The organism is Kribbella pratensis, assembly GCF_004365355.1.
GTDB lineage: Bacteria > Actinomycetota > Actinomycetes > Propionibacteriales > Kribbellaceae > Kribbella.
Map to the genome: position 1 here is coordinate 16,466 of NZ_SODP01000001.1, position 18,015 is coordinate 34,480.

Sequence of the window (18,015 nt, forward strand, 5' to 3'; positions counted from 1 at the left end):
GTCGTGTGGCCCGCCGTACCCCCTCCGGCGGGCCACACCTTTTCCGCACCCAGTTCCAGCAACGGGAGACACCAGTGACCGACAATTCCGTGTCGCGTGGACCCACGCGGCGTTCTTTCCTTACCGGTACGGCGGCGGCAGCGGGCGTGGTGCTCGGCGGCCGGCTGCTGACCACCAGCACCGTGATGGCCGCTCCGGGCCGGACAGCGGTCGTGGCGAAGTCCTCGGCGGCCGTAACCCATCCCGTGAAGCAGGTCCACCTGGCCGGTACCGACGGCTGGGTGGGCATGCCGGGCGACGCGCCGCCGGACCCGCCGTTCTTCCCCGACCCGTTGGCGCCGAGCCCGTTCAACACCTACGTGTTCGGCTTCCGGGACGTGACCGGCATGACGTCGAACCTGGTCGCCGCACAGCGTGGCAAGGCTCAGATCAGCGCGCCGATGATGGCGTTCGACGAGGACGACGACATCTACCTGACGCTGACCAACCTCGGGCTGGCACAGCGGCCCGACCTGTTCGACGGGCACACGCTGCACTGGCACGGGTTCGTGAATGCGATCCCGCTGTTCGACGGCGTCCCGGAGCTTTCGCTCGCAGTGCCGATCGGCCGGGACCTGACGTACTTCTACCGTCCGCACGACGCCGGGACGTACATGTACCACTGCCATTTCGAGGATGTCGAACACGTCCAGATGGGCATGACCGGCATGGTCTTCGTCCGGCCGGCACAGAACCGGACGCCGCTGCACGCGGGGGAGCGTTACGCGTACAACGACGGCGACGGGTCGACGGCCTACGATCGCGAGTTCGCGTTCATGATCACCGAGCTGTGGTCGGCCGCGCACTACCGCGACGCCCATATCCAGGTGAACGACTGGACCGACTACGACCCGAGCTTCTGGCTGCTGAACGGTCGCGCCTACCCGGACACGACCGCGCCGAACGGCGATCCGCTCAGTACGGCGGCCGGCCGGCTGCAGTACCAGCCGATCTCGTCGCTGATCCGCTGCAACGCCGGCGACCGGGTGCTGCTCCGGATGTCGAACCTCGGCTACCAGAACCACGAGCTGACGGTGGACAACATCGACCTGACCGTGATCGCCAAGGACGCGAGCCTCCTGAAGGGACGCGACGGTACGACGAACTACCTGACGACGAACGCGGTCGAAGTCGGACCCGGAGAGAGCCGGGACGCGATCTTCGTCGCGCCCGGCCCCGGCGAGTACCTGCTCTACGACCGCAAGTACTCCTATCTCGACAACGGCGGCGGCGCCGGGTACGGCGGCATGATGACGAAGATCGTCGTCGGTGCGCCCGGCACCTATCCCGCCCAGACCGCGGCGAACGTCTGAGGGGGCGATGATCCGATGAGACGACTCACAGTCCAGCGTGTCCTGGCGTTGACCGCCGCGGCTTTGGTCGCGGTGACGCCGGTCGTGGTGCGCACCCAGGCATCGGCCGCCGAGATGTCCGAGGGGGCGCTCTGCGACACCGACACCAACCAGACGTTCTCGCTGACGGCGCGCGACGGCTACATCTCCACGCCGGACGGCAACTCGATCTACATGTGGAGCTACAGCAGCAGCAAACGCGGCTTCCAGCTGCCCGGTCCGACGCTGTGCGTGGAGTCCGGCCGGCCCGTCACCGTGATCCTGCACAACACGTTGCCCGAGGCAACCTCGATCGTCTTTCCCGGCCAGCTGGGGGTGAAGGCGAACGGCAACCCAGCCCAGCCGCAGTTCGACTCCGGCGGGTCGCTGACCTCGCTGGTCCAGTCCGCGCCGGCGACCGACGGATCGGTCACCTACACGTTCACTGCCGGCAGCCCCGGCAGTTACCTGTACGAGACCGGCACCGATGTCGACAAGCAACTGCAGATGGGCCTGTACGGCGCTCTCGTCGTACGGCCCGCCGGTCACCCGAACCAGGTGAACGACCGGCCCGACTCGGCCTTCGCGAACGGCAAGGAGTACGTGTACCTGCTCTCCGAGGTCGACCCCGACGTTCACCTCGCGGTCGAACGCAACCAGCCGGTCGACGTGAACTCGTCCAAGTCGCGGTACTTCATGATCAACGGCCGGAGCATGCCGGACACGCTGGCGCCCAACAACGCGCCCTGGCTGCCGGGCCAGCCGTACGGCGCGCTGGTGCACATCAAGCCGTACGACGCGGTGACCAATCCGCTCCCGGCGACCATCCACTATCTGAACGCCGGCAGCGTGAACTATCCGTTCCACCCGCACGGCAGCGACGAACGGGTGATCAACCGCGACGGTCACGCGCTCCAGGGACCGTCCGGTCAGGATCTGTCGTACCTGAAGTACGACCTCGACGTCGGTCCGGGGCAGACCCTCGACGTGCTGATGGACTGGCGCGACGTCGAGCACTGGAACGCGACGACGAACCCGATCCCGACGCAGATCCCGGCGATCACCGACCAGTTGCTGGTCGGGCCGGACACGTGGTTCTCGGAGAGCGGGTACCTCGGCACGAAGAACGCGGTGCCGTCGAACCTGACGCAGAACAACGAGTGTGGCGAGTACTACCACATCGCACACAGCCACGCGCTCGAGCAGGCAACCAACTACGGTGCAGCCTTCGGCGGCATGATGACGGTCTTCCGCATCGACCCGCCCGCCGGCTGTGTGAGCCAGTGAGGACACGACGATGACGAACAGACTCCGGATCGCCACCGTCGGCGTCGCATCCACAGCTCTGGCCGCTGCGCTGCTGACACCGCTCCCGGCCGCTGCCGCGCCAGTGACCGTGACTTTGCCGCAGGCGCCGGCGCACGCATCGGTTGCCGTCGGCAAACTCACGCCGCGGGGCTGTACGTTCGGCACGGCCACGGCCGTCTGCGATCTCTACGCGCTCGCCGGCACCACATCCCTGCTCGGGGCGACCGTCCCGATCTGGGGCTTCTCGTCGACCGGCGCGACCGGTACGGCGACGGCCCCGGGACCGGTGCTGGTCGTCCGCCAAGGCGACCAGGTGACGGTCACCCTGCACAACCAACTCGTCGGGCAGACCGTCTCACTGGCCTTCCCGGGCCAGCCGATGCCCACTGGTGGTGAGGACACCGCCGGCATCGCCGCGGGAACCAAGACGTACACGTTCACCGCCGCCAAGCCGGGAACGTTCTTGTACGAGGCGGGCCACACCGCGGCGGGCGCGCGCCAGGTCGCGATGGGCCTGGCCGGTGCACTGGTCGTGCTGCCGTCCGACGGCACGGCGTACGGCAGTCAGCCGGCGGGCTATCCCGGGAGTGAGTACGACGACGACGCTGTTGTCGTACTGAGTGAGGTCGATCCGGCGTTCAACGCGAACCCCGCGGGTTTCGACCTGCGGAAGTTCGCCCCGAAGTACCGGCTGATCAACGGCAAGCCGTTCCCAGCCACCGACCCGGTGGCGACCGACCAGGGCCACAAGGTGCTGCTGCGCTATGTCAACGCCGGTTCGGTGACGCATCCGATGACGGTGCTCGGCGGGTCGCAGACCGAGATCGCCCAGGGCGGGCATCCGATGCATTACGCGACCACGGTGGCCGCGGAGAGCGTCGATCCGGGGCAGACCCTGGACGCCCTCGTCACGATGCCGACCGGGCCCGAGTCGAAACTGGCGCTGTACGAGCCCGCGCGGCACCTCGACAACAACGGGCAACACACTGCCGACCCGGCGCAGTTCGCCTTCGGCGGCATGCTCACCTTCCTGGACACGAACGCGCCACCGCCGAGCACCGACGCTGTCGGGCCGGTCTCGACGCATCTCCGGCTGGCCCCGAACCCGGCGACCGGAGAGCTGCCGGTGACCGTGACCGCGGACCTCAGTGACGCGACCACCGGCGGTTCGGCGGTGACCCAGGCCGAGTTCGTGATCGACGACGCGGTCACCGTCGGACCCGGTTTCGGTACGCCGATGAGCCTGCCAGGCGGTGGAATCACCGTCACCGGCGCCACCGGCGTGATCACGACCGCGACGCTGGCCGCGCTCGACGCCGGCCGGCACACGGTATTCGTCCGCGCCTTCGACGCCGCAGGCAACTGGGGCGTGGTCGGCTCGGTGATCCTCAACCTGCCGAAGACCGGTCCGCAAACGATCAACGGCTCGATCGCCGATGTGCCGGCCAACGCGACGGTCCCGGTGACCGTGTCGGCGACCGGCGACGATTCGGACGCGGGCGGGCTGATCACGGCGGCGGAGTACTTCCTCGACACCCCGGGGACGAGCGGAGGCGGTACGGCGCTGACACTGAACCGCAGCGCGACCGTGGTGTCGGAGGACGCCGACCTGTCGGCCGCCGTCCTGCAAACCCTGACCGAGGGCACGCATCACGTACTGGTGCACAGCAAGGACTCCTTGGGGCTGTGGGGACCGCTGCTCGACATCCCGTTGCCGATCGATGTGACCGGACCAGCGGTCGACGCGGCCGCCGTAGGACCGAACCCGACCAACGGCGTCCTGGCGGACAAGAGCCACCCGGGCAATCTGCTGGTCTCGGCGGAGATCACCGACAAGGACGCCGGCGGAGCCCTGCAGAGTCTGCTCGCCGACGCGGAGGCGTTCGTCGACCCGACCGTGCCGAACCCGCCCGGCGGCACCGGCCTGCAACTGCTGCCGGTGGACGGCAAGCTGGACTCGACCGGAGAGACCTTCTATGGCCTGATTCCGCTCACCCAGGTGAAGGCGCTTGCCGACGGCACCCATCACGTCTACGTCCGCGGTCAGGATGCCGCGGGCAACTGGGGACCGTTGTTCGCCGTGAACCTCGTGGTCGACAAGACCGCACCGGTACTGGGCGCCCTGACGGCCGCGCCGAACCCGACCAACGGGGCGGAGAACCTGACGCTGACCGCGCCGGTCACCGACGCCTCGCTGATCGCGAAAGCGGAGTACTGGCTGGGCACGACCGATCCGGGCCTGGGCAAGGGGGTCTCTGTGCCGGTGAGCGTGGTTGCGGGCAAGGTCCAGGTGACCGTCCCGCTGACCTCCGTGCCGCCGGGGAACCAGGTCTTCAACCTGCGGGTGCAGGATCTGGCAGGCAACTGGAGCAAGCCGGTCAACACGACGGTGTCGGTCCAGCGTCCGAACCGGATCTTCGGGGACGACTTCGAATCCAGTGGGTTCGGATTCTGGAGTGGCAGCACCGGTGGGGTCGCCAACACAACCACCGCAGCGCGGCCAGGGCCGCTGGAGCCGGGTAGCCTTCGCGGGCTGCAGGTCACCCTGCCGGGTGCCGGTTATCTCACCGACAACACGCCGACGGCCGAGACGTCGTACCACGCGCGCTTCGTTTTCAACCGGAACACGCTGACCTCCGGCACGAACGCGAACACGGCAATCAGCCTGTTGCAGACCCGGACTGCGGCCAACGGCCAGGTGTTCGCGCTCGAGTACAGGTTGTCGGCAGGCTCGGCGCAGGTGCGGACAATTCTGGACCGCAGCGGAGCCGGGACGCTGACGGGTGCGTGGGTCACACTGACGGCGGGGAACCACACACTGCAGGTCGACTGGACGTCCGGTCCGGCCACCGGCGGTTCGGCCGGCTCGCTGCGGCTAGTGGTCGATGGGGTGAGCCGCTCGCTGCAGACCGGCAACACCAGCACGCTGCGGATCGAGACGACCTGGCTCGGGTTGTCGGCCGGGATGAGTTCCAGTTCGACCGGGCAGGCGTACTTCGACACCTTCAACTCGACCAGATACACGATGCCGTAACTGACCGAAGCCGGGATCGCATCCCCACACTGCGATCCCGGCTTCGACCCAGGGGGAGGAACTCACATGCTCGAGGCAACAATCCGCCGGCCCACCGGCCGGTCCAGAGGAGTCAACCGCCTGGTGGTGCTGAGCGCAGTGCTGGCGACGGCACTGGTCGTCGGCCTGCTCGTCGGGCTCAAGCTTTGGTCGTCCGCGGATCCCGGCTCGTCGTTCCCGCAGAGCGCGGCGATCGAGCAGCAGTACGGCGTCCGCTTCAGCCGGATCGCGGTCGTCGGCGACGGCGGCCTGATCACGCTGACGTACGTCGTCCTGGACAGCGAGAAGGCCGGGCGCTTCCAATCCGACGTACAGCATCCGCCGGAGCTGCTCAGCGAGAACCGGGACGGTGGGACGAAGCGCATCTCGGTGATGAAGCAGGGTCATACTCTGCCCGCTGGTCAGACCTACTACCTGGTTTACCAGAACACGAAGGGCGCTCTTCGTCACGGCGAGCGGGCATCCATCCACCTCGGCGACCTCACGTTGAGCCATGCGCCGGTGCTGTGAGCCCGTGGGCTGTGCCCTCAGCCGCCCGCGCCGTCCGCCTCATTCGCGGCCGGCAGGAACAGCTGGAAGAGGGCACCTCCTTCGGGCGCCTGCCCGGCGACGATCCGGCCACCGTGCGCCTGCGCGGTGGCCTGGGCCATCGCCAGTCCGAGCCCACTACCCATCGGCGCGGCAGCCGGCGGCCGGCGGTGCCAGAAGCGCTCGAACACGTGTGGCAGGTCGACCGGCCGGATGCCCGGCCCGGCGTCGGCGACGCTGAGCACGTACGAGGGTCCGGAGCGATCACAGGCGAGCCGGATCCGGTCACCCGGTCCGGTGAAGTGCACCGCGTTCTCGATGAGCGCGTCGAGGGCGAGCTCGAGCCACGCCCGGTCCGCTCCGACGAGTTGGACGCCGGGCAGCCGCTCGAGGACCCAGTCCCGGTCGGCGCTCTCGCGCCAGTTACGCGCAACATCGTCCAGGAACTCGCCGAGATCGAGGCCGACGTACCGCAGCGCCCGGCCCGAGTCGAGCTTGGCGAGCGCGAGCAGCCGAGTCGACAACGCGGAGAGCCGATCCATCTGGCGCAGCACGATCGCGTAGTCCTCGGCGGACTCCGGGGTGTCGACCACGGGTTCGAGCAGCTCGAGATGACCGATGGCGATCGTCACCGGCGTCCGCATCGCGTGCGACGCGTCGCGGAAGAAGTCACGCTCGCGCTCGAAGACGGCCAATCGTTCCTCGGACATCAGTTCGAGCTGGTCCTGCGCGGACTTGCGCCGCCGCGCGTGCCAGACCATGGCCAGGAACAGCATCGGCATCAGCGGGATCTCTGCCCACTCCGCCCGGCTGCTGCCGTCCTGGAGCTGATGGGCGACCAGGATCCAGCCGGTGCTCGCGGTGACGAGGAACGTGACGAGCAGGGTTTGTCGCAGCGGCCAGACCCGGAACCCGTACACCAGCGTCAGACCGAGGAACAACAGGTGATAGGGGATCACCTCGCGCTCGATCATCATGTTCATCAGCGCCAGCATGGCCAGCACGAAGACCGCGAGCAGCCCGTCGGTCAGGCGATGCCAGCGTGGTCCGGTCCGGCCGTCGGTGTTCCGTCCGGCCCGGACGGGCGCGAGGTTACGCGCTCTGAAGCTGATAGCCGACATTGCGCACGGTCTGGATCACGTCACGGGTCATCTTGCCGCGCAGCCGGCGGACGTAGACGTCGACGACGTTCGTCGCCGGATCGAAGTCGTAGCCCCACACCGCCGACAACAGCTCGCTGCGGGAACAGACCACGTCGGCCTTGCGCATCAGATGCTGCATCAGCAGGAACTCGCGTTCCGACAGGGCCGACTCGGTGCCGTCGACCCGGAGTCTGCGGGTGCGGATGTCGAGCACGATCCGGCCGACGCGGAGCACCAGCTCCTCGGTTGTCTTGCCGGTCGCATCGCGCAGCCCGAACCGGACCCGGGCCAGCAGTTCCCGGATCGAGAACGGTTTCGGCAGGATGTCCACCCCTTGCTCGAGGCAACGGACCCGGACCTCTGCGTCCGCGACGGCCGAGAGCACCAGGACGCGGGTCCCCGGGCTGCTGACCAGGACCGCCGCGATCACCGCCTCGCCGTCCACCTCGGGCATCCGCAGGTCGACCACCATCAGATCCGGCCGCTTCGTGAGCGCCATCCGCAGGCCCTCGCCGCCGTCGGTCGCGGTCAGCACCTGATAGCCCTCTGCCTCGAGCCCGCGGCGCACGAAGCGGACCACTTCAGGCTCGTCGTCGATCACCAGCACTGTTGTCATTCGTTCCCCCCAGCCGGGCGACGCCTGGCGTGCCCGCTGTCCCGGTTGCTCCCCCGAGCCCCAAGCACATATTGACGCCGCGAGCCGCCGGAGGGAAGCCCCAGAACCTCCGTCCGGCCGCGGCGGAGCGTGACAACCAGATGAGAATTCCGTCATCTGGCGTCTCCCCGCAGCGTCGTACGGGATCGTCACGACCGGGACTGGTGGTGTCCGAGGGGGGAACCGTGGGCATGAGCTGGGCGGCGTGGCGACGTAGCGGACCCGCGAAAGTAGCGGTGCTGCTGGCCGTGGCCGGCATCCTCTGGCTGGGCCAAGCCGGAGTCGCCGAGGCGCACCCGGTGTTGCTCCGCTCGTCCCCGTCCGACGGTCAGACGGTCCGGGCCGCGCCCCGGCAGATCGACCTGTGGTTCTCCGAGCCGCCGACATCCGCGGGTCTCGACGTCGCGCTCTCCGATCGGGACGGCAAAGCCTTTCCAGTGAGCGCAAGGATCGCCGACCAAGGCATCCACGTAGTACTCACGGGCTTTCCCGAGCTGCCGCGGTCGGTGTACGAACTGCGCTGGAGCGTGGTGTCGAAGTACGACCTGCACCGACTCCAGGGAACGCTCGTCTTCGGTGTCGGCCTCGCCGCTACCGCGAACGGTCGGCCGGCAGAGACGGTCACCGGTCCGGCCGGGACGGTGGCGGACGTCGTACTGGGCTGGCTCGACCTCGCCGCGACCTCGGTGCTGTGCGGCTGGGTGTTGGTGACCGCCCTGCTGACCCGCGGCAGGTACGACGTGCCCGCCGACCCGATGACCGCGCTGCGCAGCCTGGCAGGCGCATTCGGCTTTCTCACGGTGTTTGCGTCGCTGGCCCGGGGTGGCCGGCAATGGTCTGAGGCAGCCGGGACGGACTCTGGTCTGGCTGTGCTCAAAGACTCCGGCCAATTGCTGCGTTGGTCGCTCAGAGAGGTCGTTCTGGTTGCGATCTGCGTGCTGCTCGTCCGCCAGTCTCGCCGCGGTAGATCGAGTTGGGCGGGCATCCTGACGCTGTCGTGCCTGCTGCTCGCGGATCTCGTTCTCCGTGCGGGCACGAGCCATGCCCGGGGCGGTCCGCTGACGCTTGCCGTGCTGGCGCTTCATCAGGCATCCGCGCTGACCTGGGTCGGAGGCCTGGTCGTGCTCGGCATCCTGACCGCCCGGCTGCCTGGCCGGCGGAAGGACACGGTCGAGATCTGGCGCAGGTTCGGTCCGGCAGGCGCGTGCTCGGTGGCGGTGCTGACGGTTACAGGGCTGCTGCTGACCGGCCGTCAGGTCGCGACACTCGACGCTGCGCTCGGCACGCCGTACGGCCGGGCTCTAATGGTCAAGCTGACGTTGGCCGGCGTCCTGATGGCACTCGGCCTGAGACACGCCGTTCGGCTGCACCCATGGCTGGTACGACGGCTGCGACCGGCCGCCGCTCCGCCGAGGCGTGCACAAGCGTTCGCGCCGCTGCTCGGTGTGGGAGTCGTGCTGATGGCCGTGGTACTGGCAGGGACGCCGCCGGCCCGTGGTCCGCAGTTCGACAAGCCCGAACCGGCGATCTCACGCGCCGACTACCAGGTGGACGATCTCCTCATCACGGTCTCGCTCGGGCCGAACCAGCCCGGACGCAGCCTGCTGCTGGTCGACGTGGTGAGCAGCCGCCGTCCGTCGCCGGGTCCGATCACGACGCTCACCGCTGACCTCGGATCGATCTCGGGCATCGTCCTTCGACGTACCGCGGGTGGTGCGCAGGGCGACAGCCGGTGGCAGGCGGCCGTCGACGTGGAGGCGACGGGGCCGTTGCCGCTAAGGGTCGTTGCTGGTCGCAACCATCCGGGTGCTGCGGTGCTGACGACGACTTGGGTCGTGCCGTCGGGTCTGGCGCCGCGACCGGTCGCGGTCTCGAACCGCCCGCTGGCGCCATGGACGACGGCTGCGGCCTTGATACTCGCGGTTCTCGCCGCGGCCGCCGGGGTAGTCCTCCTCCGTCGGCATCGCCGGGCCCGCGTCGTACTTCCCGGGACCGTGGACCGGGAGCCGTCGGGGGTTCGGTGACCGTCGTACGGTGGCTCTTGCCAACGGCAAGCTGGTTTGCCGCACCAGACGGGGGTTGCGCTGACGGATTCAGGCGATCGTTGTGCAGACGTACTGCTCGACCAGCTCGAAGGGGCCGTTCTGGATGGAGACCTCGTTGCGCCAGGTCATGGTGTTGTCGTCGACGATGTGCCAGGACAGCCGGGTGCGGATGGGTAGGCGGCCGATGCTGCCGAAGGTGAGCCGGTCGCCCTCGATGCGGCCGGACAGCAGTTCGAGGTGCCCGTAGTTGTCGGCCACCGAGGCGCGGTACTCGCCGGCCGGGGGATCCCACCCGGAGACCCAGTGCAGCTGCCAGTGCAGGACGAAGGTTCCGTCGGTGAGGAACTGGTCCTGCTGATAGTCGCCGACGATCCACAACCCGTCCTGGATGGCGTGGTGTCGCCCTTCGCCGGTCGCGGTCATCGCCGGGCTGTCGGGCCCCATGGCGCCGGCCTCGATCGTGCCGGTCCAGCGAACGTCACGTAAGAAGCGCGCCAGGCGCGTCATCTCGTCACCGGCGCGCAGCGGCAGCGGAACCGATTGGATCATCGTCGGGCTCCTCTGGGTGTTGAGGTCAATGGGCGGTGCCTGAAACGCCTGCACGATCGATCCCCACCAGCACAGGTTGTTCGGTGGACATGGCACCTCCCGGGGCCGGTGCTTCTGCAGTTTCAGTCAAACCGCGGGAGTGTGCGTCGGCCAGGGCCGAAGGTCCCGCCGAACGGTGATGTTCGGCCGCTGTGGCAGCCGGTGAGCCGGGCCAGAGTCGACGGTGGGAAGTCTCGTCCAGGGAGGTTCGCGATGAAGGCATTGGTTTACAACGGTCCGGGTCAGCGGAGTTGGCGCGACGTGCCGGATCCGGTGATTCAGGATCCTGAGGACGCGATCGTTCGCGTCGACGCGGTCACGATCTGCGGTACCGATCTGCACATCCTGAAAGGCGACGTGCCGACTGTGCAGCCCGGACGGATTCTGGGGCACGAAGCGGTCGGCACCGTCACGGCCGTCGGCAGCGGCGTTCGCGGCGTGGCCATCGGCGACCGGGTGCTGATCTCGTGCATCACGGCCTGCGGGCGTTGCGAATATTGCAGGCAAGGACACTACGGTCAGTGCCTCGGCGGTGGCGGCTGGATCCTCGGTCATCTGATCGATGGCACGCAGGCCGAGCAGGTGCGGGTCCCGTTCGCGGACCGGTCGGTGTACAAGCTGCCGGACAACGTCAGCAACGAAGAGGCGGTGTTGCTGGCCGACATCCTGCCGACGTCGTTCGAGGTCGGCGTACTCAACGGCAAGGTCTCGCCGGGTGACACCGTGGTGATCGTCGGCGCCGGTCCGATCGGGCTGGCGGCGCTCGCGACCAGCAAGTTGTTCACGCCGTCGTATGTTGTCGTGGTCGACGCGGCCGACGCGCGGCGCAAGGCCGCGCTTGAGCGGGGCGCCGATCTGGCGCTCGGCCCGGACGAGGATGTGGTGGCGAAGATCCGCGAGCTGACCGGCGGACTCGGCGCGGACGTCGCGATCGAGGCGGTCGGCGTCCCAGCGACGTTCGAGCTGTGTACGCAGGTGGTACGCCCGGGCGGCACGGTCGCGAACATCGGCGTCCACGGTGCGCCGGCGACGCTGCACCTCGAGGACCTGTGGATCAAGAATGTCACCATCACGACAGGACTGGTCGACACGTTCTCCACGCCACGGCTGCTGTCGATGCTGGCCGCCGGCCGGCTGGAGATGCCCGGTCTGATCACCCACCGGTTCGGCCTCGATGAGATGCAGGACGCGTACGACGTCTTCGCCGACCCGGCCACCACCGGCGCCCTGAAGGTCGCACTCTTCGGCGACAAGGGATTCGAGTAACACACCAGAAGCCGGGCCCGCGACAAGCTGTCGCGGGCTCCGGCCGCGTACGTCAACTTCACCGACCGGGACCTGGGGTTGAGCGCCTCCAGGAGAAGTTCAGCGGAGGATGGCGATCGGGCGAGCCGGGCAGTCACGCGTCGGTCGGTGCGCCGGCTGCGTCGTTCCGGCGTACGTCCGGAAATGATCGGGCAGCTTGGGGGATGACGGCGACGGGGCACGGTGACTGGTGCAGCATCGTCTGGCTCACCGAACCGAGGAGCAAACCCGCGAATCCGCCGCGGCCGCGTGAGCCGACGACGAGCAGTTGTGCGTCGGCCGACCACTCGAGCAGGAGCTCGGACGGATGTCCAGTCACCTCGATCAGCTCGGTGTCGTGGGCGAGCGGGTGGGCGCGGACGCCGGCCAGCAGATCGTGATCGTCGTCCTCGCCCTCGTCCAGCACCGCGACGATCCGGGTGGCCAGTCCGTGGCGCTGCGCGTAGTCGAGGCCGAAGTCGACCGCGGCGTGCGCGGGCCGCGAGCCGTCGTACCCGATGACGACCTCGTCGCCGGCCAGCTCGTCGTCGGTGGGACGTACGACGACCACCGGGCACTGCGCGTGGGCGGACAATTCGATGCCCGCTGAGCTGACCACCAGGCCGAGCACGCGTCCGACGAACCGGCTGCCGATCACGACGAGATCGGCCGACTTCGACTCGGCCAGCAGTACCGCCGACGGGAATCCGTCGACCCGGCGCCCCGTCACCGACAGCCCCGGCTTGAACTCGCGCGCCAGTTGGACCGCCTCCGCGACGATCCGATCGGCATTGGCCCGAAGTCCGGGCGCCACGTCGCTCGGGCCGAGCGGGACCCGGAACTCGGCCCACACGAACGCGTGCACGAGCTGCAGTTCGGCTCCGCGCGCCGCGGCTTCGATCGCGCCCCAGCGGATCGCGTTCTCACAGTCCGGTCGTCCGTCGACACCGACAACGACTCCCATGGCGTCCTCCACTGCCAGTTGCGGATCTCAGCAGCACCGCGCTCCAGGACGTAGCCGTGGCGGTGCCCCCGCCGGTCGGTCAAACACTCGCGCACCTCACGGCGACAGGGGCTCCGGTGGTGCATGATCCTCAGCCTCCCGCCGGTCACGCGTGCCGTCCTAGAGGCGAAGGTCCTGGCGGCCGGGACCAACGGCACTGGCCTGGCACGGGTCCCGCGCGGTGGGCTGGTGGGGTGGCGGAGGGAGACGCGATGACGACGATCGAGCGGCCTGAGGCATTGCCCGGCGCGGGTTGGGACGTGCTGGCGGCAGACGGGTCGGTGGTGCGGATCCGGCCGGTGCGGGAGGACGACGAGCTGGCATTGGAGGCGATGAACGGCCGAGTGTCGGACGAGTCGATCTACCTGCGGTTCTTCGGCATCAGCCGGACGATGGCCGACGAGTACACGCATCACCTGGCCGCGGAGCAGGACGGGCATGTCGCGCTGGTTGCGGAGTACGGCGGCGACGTCGTCGGGATCGCGAGCTACGAGCTGCTGCGAACGGGTGAGGCCGAGATGGCCTTCCTGCTGCAGGACTCGGTGCACGGCCGGGGGATCGGGACGCTGCTGCTCGAACAGCTGGCTGCGACCGCGCGTGAGAACGGTATCCAGCGCTTGCGGGCCGACACGCTCGGTGTGAACGCCAAAATGCTTCGGGTGCTCGCCAACTCGGGGTTCGAGCAGGTCCGCAAGCTCGACAGCGGCGTGGTCGAGCTGGTTCTCGACACGGCGTACCATCCGTTGACGCTGGAGCGGATGGCCGACCGTGAGCGCGCAGCCGAGAACCGCTCGCTGCATCGGCTGTTCTCCCCGCGGACGGTCGCTGTGATCGGCGCCGGCCGGACAGCTGGCGGTATCGGGCACGAGGTACTGCGCAACATCGTCAACGGCGGCTTCACCGGTTCGGTGTACGCCGTCAACCCGCACGCCGCGACGATTGCCGACGTCGTCGCCTACCCCACGATCGCAGCGGTGCCGCGCGAGGTCGACCTCGCGGTGATCGCGGTGCCGGCCGAGCGGGTGGCCGAGGTACTCGCCGAATGCGGCGAGGCCGGAGTCGGGGGTGCGGTCGTGCTGACGGCAGGATTCTCCGAGCTCGGCCCGGCCGGCCGCCAGTTGCAGCGGGAGATGCTGGCGATTGCCCGTCGGCACAGCATCCGCCTGGTCGGCCCGAACTGTCTGGGTCTGGTGAACACGGCTCCCGAGGTGAGCCTGAACGCGACCTTCGCAGAGATGGCACCGACGCGAGGAACACTCGCGATCGCGGCGCAGTCCGGTGCCGTGGGCATCGCCGTACTGGAGCACGCGGGCCGCGCCGGCCTGGGGATCTCGGAGTTCGTTTCCCTCGGCAACAAAGTAGATGTCAGCGGCAACGATGTGCTGCTGCACTGGTGGGGTGATCCGCGCACGACCGTGATCGGCCTGTACCTGGAGTCGTTCGGCAACCCGCGCAAGTTCGGCGGGCTGGCGCGGATGATCGGCCGGACCAAACCGATCCTGGTCGTCAAGGGCGGTCGTTCGGTCGGCGGCCGCCGGGCCGGGGCATCGCACACGGCCGCGGCTGCGACGCCCGAGACCGCGGTGGACGCGCTCTTCGCGCAGTCCGGCGTACTCCGGATGGACACCATCGAAGAGCTGGTGGAGACCGCCCGCGTGCTGGCCGTCCCGCCGCTTCCGCGTGGACGGCGGATCGCCGTCGTCGGCAACGCCGGCGGCGCGGGCATCCTGGCCGCGGACGCGGCGAGCCGGCTCGAGCTCGAGCTGCCGGAGCTGAGCGAGGCAGTGCAGCGCCGTCTTGAAGAAGCGGGCGCCGTCAGTAGTGGCAATCCCGTCGACCTGGGCGCGGCCGCCTCGCCGGCGAGTCTGGCGCAGGCGTTGAAGGTGATCGTGGACAGCGGTGAGGTCGACAGCGTCGTGATCAACTACGCCGTGACCCGCGCGGGTCGGGTGGAAGACATCTACGCGACGATCGCGACCGCCGCCACGCAGGCCGAGCTGCCGATCGTGGTGAACTGCGTCGGTTCGACGCACGCCACCCCGGAGATCGCGCTCACCGACGGACGCCGGCTGCCGGTGTTCCCGTTCCCGGAGAGCGCTGTTCGCGCCCTCGCCCACGCCGTTCGGTACGCCGAGTGGCGGTCCCGGCCGCAGGGCGTCGTACCCGAGCTTCCTCGGGTGGACGCCCTCGGAACCCGAGCCGTCGTCCAGCGGTTCTTCAAGCACCAGCCCGAGGGTGGATGGCTCGACCCGCGCCGCGCGTGCCAGCTGCTGCAGTGTGCCGGTGTCTCGGTCATCCCGGTCACCACTGCGCTGAACCGCGCCGAGACGATCAAGGCCGCGGAGACGGCGGGGTATCCCGTCGCGCTGAAGACCGCGGCGCCCGGCGTACTGCACAAGACCGACATCGGGGGAGTGCGGGTCGGTCTGACGAATGCTGTGCAGGTCGGCCTTGCGTACGACGAAGTCGCGGCGGCGGCCAGGGACCCGCAGGTCGTGGTTCAGGCGATGGCGCCGGCCGGGACCGAGTTGGTCATCGGTGCGGTGCGGGACCGGTTGTTCGGGCCGCTGCTGATGGCGGGCAGCGGTGGCGTACTCACCGACCTGTTGGCCGACCGGCAGTGGCGTGGGCTGCCACTGACCGATCTCGATGCGACCGACATGGTCCACTCGCTCCGATGCGCACCGCTGCTGGCGGGCTACCGCGGCGCGGAGGCGGCAGATCAGGCAGCGGTTCTCGATGTCATCCATCGCATCGCGTGGCTTGCGGAGCAGGTCCCGGAGCTGGCCGAGCTCGACATCAACCCGCTGGTCGCCGGCCCGACCGGAGCCTTCGCGGTCGACGTCCGGATTCGTCTGGCGCCGGCAACACCCGAGCCCGACTGGTACGCCCGCCGGATGCGCGGCGACTGACCGCACCCACAAAGCCGCTGGAGGCACACCGCGAACAGCGGCAACGGCACCCTCTCGTTCACGCCCTTGACAACTTAACTGAGTCGACTCATTATTGAGTCAACTCAGATTAAGACAAGTCATCGGAACGAGAAGGAAAGGCGTCATGCGAGCGTTCGTCGTCAGTCAGTACAAGGAGCCGCTGCAGCAGGCGGACGTTCCGGAGCCTGTGGTCGGCGAGCATGACGTGCTTGTCCAGGTCCGGGCTGCCGGGCTCAACGTGCTCGACGAGAAGATCCGGGCCGGTGAATTCCGGCAGATCCTCCCGTACAAGCTGCCGCAGATCCTCGGCAACGACGTCGCCGGAACGGTGATCGGCGTCGGCGCGAGGGTGCAGGGATTCAGGCTCGGCGACGAGGTGTATGGCCGGCCCGACAAGGACCGGATCGGAACGTTCGCGGAGCGCATCGCGGTCGCCGAGGCCGACCTGGCGCTGAAGCCGGTGGCGGTCAGCTTCGAGGAAGCGGCCTCGCTGCCGCTGGTGGCCCTGACCGCGTGGCAGGCGCTCGTCGAGCGCGGCAATCTTCGGCCGGGCCAACGGGTCCTCATCCACGCCGGCTCGGGCGGCGTCGGCTCGGTCGCGATCCAGCTCGCGAAGTACCTCGGCGCGACGGTCGCGACCACGGTCAGTGCCGGCAACGCCGACTTTGTGCGCGAGCTCGGGGCGGACGTCGTCGTCGACTACCGCAGCCAGGACTTCGAACAGCTCCTCGCCGGATACGACCTGGTCCTGGACAGTCTCGGCGGCAAGAACCTCGAGAAGTCGCTCCGCGTTCTGCGCCCCGGCGGGAAGGTGATCGGTATCGCCGGGCCTCCCGACGCGGCGTTCGCCCGCGAGCTCGGCGCGAACCCGCTGCTCCGGCTGGCGATGACCGCCCTGAGCAGCCGCATCCGCCGCCAGGCCCGGCGCCTCGGCGTGACGTACGAGTTCCTCTTCATGCACGCCAGCGGCGACCAGCTTCGCCAGATCACCGCGCTCGTCGACGACGGCGTACTGCGGCCCGTCGTCGGACGGGTCTTCGACTTCGACCAGACCGTTCAGGCGGTGCAGTCGCTGGAAGTCGGCGGCATCCGCGGCAAGGCCGTCATCACCGGCCCGTGACACCCATCTCAACCACGAAACAGGAGAACACCATGAACACCAGCAGGCACGTACACGACAGCTTCACCACGGCGTACAAAGACGCTCGCGGCCGCACCGTCGACGCCGGCGGCGTCACCTACGCGTACCGCGAACTCGGACCGAAGGGCGGCATCCCCGTCGTCTTCTTCGTCCACCTGGCCGCGACCCTCGACAACTGGGACCCCCGGATCATCGACCCCATCGCGAAGGGCCGCCACGTCATCGCCTTCGACAACCGTGGAGTCGGGGCCTCCACGGGCCGTGTGCCGGACAGCGTCGAGGCGATGGCTGACGACGCCTACACCTTCATCACGGCGCTGGGGTTCGACAAGGTCGACATCTTCTCCTTCTCGCTCGGCGGCATGATCGCCCAGGCCCTCGTGGTGAAGCACCCCGAGCTCGTCCGCAAGCTCGTCCTCACCGGCACCGGGCCGAGGGGCGGCAAGGACATCGACAAGGTCGCCAGCACGACGTACTGGGACATCCTGCGCGCCACCCTGACCCGGTCTGACCCCAAGGAGTTCCTGTTCTTCAACCGCAACGCCACCGGCAAACCCGCCGCGCGCGCGTTCGTCGACCGGCTCGAGGAGCGCACGTCCGACCGCGACCTACAGATCAAAACCAGGGCCTTCCAGACCCAGCTCAAGGCAATCAAGAAGTGGGGCCGCTCCGCCCCCGACGACCTGTCGAAGATCACCCAACCCACCCTGATCGCCAACGGCGACAACGACCGCATGGTGCCCTCGATCCTCTCCGAGGACCTGCACCGACGCATCAAGAACAGCCGGCTGATCATCTACCCCGACTCCGGACACGGCGGCATCTTCCAGTACCACGAGACGTTCGCGCCTGCCGCGGTCGAGTTCCTCGCGCGCTGACCACCCGAACAGCCCAAGCACGCGAGGGGCGCCGTCCGGAGCTCCGCGGCACAAGGGCCCCGCTCGT

At 68.8% G+C, this 18,015-nt stretch carries 13 protein-coding genes; 9 read left to right on the plus strand and 4 right to left on the minus strand.

The window, feature by feature from the left end; genetic code table 11:
• Positions 1-74: 74 nt before the first annotated feature.
• From EV653_RS00075 to EV653_RS00090, 4 genes are all read left to right on the plus strand, one after another.
• Positions 75-1,352 (plus strand): multicopper oxidase domain-containing protein, encoded by a 1,278-nt coding sequence (locus EV653_RS00075; RefSeq protein ID WP_134096715.1) that lies wholly within the window; start codon positions 75-77, stop codon positions 1,350-1,352.
• A 15-nt stretch (positions 1,353-1,367) separates the two neighbouring features.
• Positions 1,368-2,657 carry a multicopper oxidase domain-containing protein gene (locus EV653_RS00080; RefSeq protein WP_134096717.1) on the plus strand — a complete coding sequence of 430 codons (1,290 nt, stop codon included), beginning with the start codon at positions 1,368-1,370 and terminating at the stop codon, positions 2,655-2,657.
• Between the two features lie 10 nt (positions 2,658-2,667).
• A complete protein-coding gene (locus tag EV653_RS00085) occupies positions 2,668-5,712 on the plus strand; it encodes a multicopper oxidase domain-containing protein (protein WP_134096719.1) in 3,045 nt (1,014 codons plus the stop codon).
• Positions 5,713-5,778: 66 nt separating this feature from the next.
• Entirely contained in the window at positions 5,779-6,261 is a 483-nt protein-coding gene (locus EV653_RS00090; protein WP_134096721.1) for a hypothetical protein, read from the plus strand.
• A 17-nt stretch (positions 6,262-6,278) separates the two neighbouring features.
• Here EV653_RS00090 and EV653_RS00095 read toward each other — a convergent pair whose 3' ends face one another.
• The gene (locus tag EV653_RS00095; protein ID WP_134096723.1) at positions 6,279-7,400 is read right to left on the minus strand and encodes a sensor histidine kinase; all 1,122 of its coding nucleotides are present in this window, start codon (positions 7,398-7,400) and stop codon (positions 6,279-6,281) included.
• The gene (locus EV653_RS40895; RefSeq protein ID WP_166679244.1) at positions 7,372-8,037 is read right to left on the minus strand and encodes a response regulator transcription factor; all 666 of its coding nucleotides are present in this window, start codon (positions 8,035-8,037) and stop codon (positions 7,372-7,374) included. Before EV653_RS40895 ends, EV653_RS00095 begins: the two co-directional genes overlap by 29 nt.
• A gap of 230 nt (positions 8,038-8,267) precedes the next feature.
• Here EV653_RS40895 and EV653_RS00105 point away from each other — a divergent pair, with 230 nt between their 5' ends.
• Positions 8,268-10,100: a copper resistance CopC/CopD family protein gene (locus tag EV653_RS00105; RefSeq protein ID WP_166679245.1), complete on the plus strand. Its 1,833-nt coding sequence runs from the start codon at positions 8,268-8,270 to the stop codon at positions 10,098-10,100.
• Positions 10,101-10,169: 69 nt separating this feature from the next.
• Here EV653_RS00105 and EV653_RS00110 read toward each other — a convergent pair whose 3' ends face one another.
• Complete coding sequence (locus tag EV653_RS00110) at positions 10,170-10,670, minus strand: DUF1579 family protein (RefSeq protein WP_134096729.1); 501 nt, start codon at positions 10,668-10,670, stop codon at positions 10,170-10,172.
• A gap of 252 nt (positions 10,671-10,922) precedes the next feature.
• Here EV653_RS00110 and EV653_RS00115 point away from each other — a divergent pair, with 252 nt between their 5' ends.
• Complete coding sequence (locus EV653_RS00115; protein ID WP_134096732.1) at positions 10,923-11,975, plus strand: zinc-dependent alcohol dehydrogenase family protein; 1,053 nt, start codon at positions 10,923-10,925, stop codon at positions 11,973-11,975.
• A 133-nt stretch (positions 11,976-12,108) separates the two neighbouring features.
• On the opposite strand, the gene EV653_RS00120 is transcribed toward EV653_RS00115, so the two are convergent.
• Complete coding sequence (locus tag EV653_RS00120) at positions 12,109-12,957, minus strand: universal stress protein (RefSeq protein WP_134096733.1); 849 nt, start codon at positions 12,955-12,957, stop codon at positions 12,109-12,111.
• Positions 12,958-13,208: 251 nt separating this feature from the next.
• On the opposite strand from EV653_RS00120, the gene EV653_RS00125 reads away from it, so the two are divergent.
• The 3 genes from EV653_RS00125 (at position 13,209) to EV653_RS00135 (ending at position 17,948) form a co-directional block, all read left to right on the plus strand.
• Positions 13,209-15,908 (plus strand): bifunctional acetate--CoA ligase family protein/GNAT family N-acetyltransferase, encoded by a 2,700-nt coding sequence (locus EV653_RS00125; protein WP_134096735.1) that lies wholly within the window; start codon positions 13,209-13,211, stop codon positions 15,906-15,908.
• A 145-nt stretch (positions 15,909-16,053) separates the two neighbouring features.
• Complete coding sequence (locus EV653_RS00130) at positions 16,054-17,049, plus strand: NADP-dependent oxidoreductase (protein WP_134096737.1); 996 nt, start codon at positions 16,054-16,056, stop codon at positions 17,047-17,049.
• Positions 17,050-17,081: 32 nt separating this feature from the next.
• A complete protein-coding gene (locus EV653_RS00135) occupies positions 17,082-17,948 on the plus strand; it encodes an alpha/beta fold hydrolase (protein ID WP_134096739.1) in 867 nt (288 codons plus the stop codon).
• Positions 17,949-18,015 lie beyond the last annotated feature (67 nt).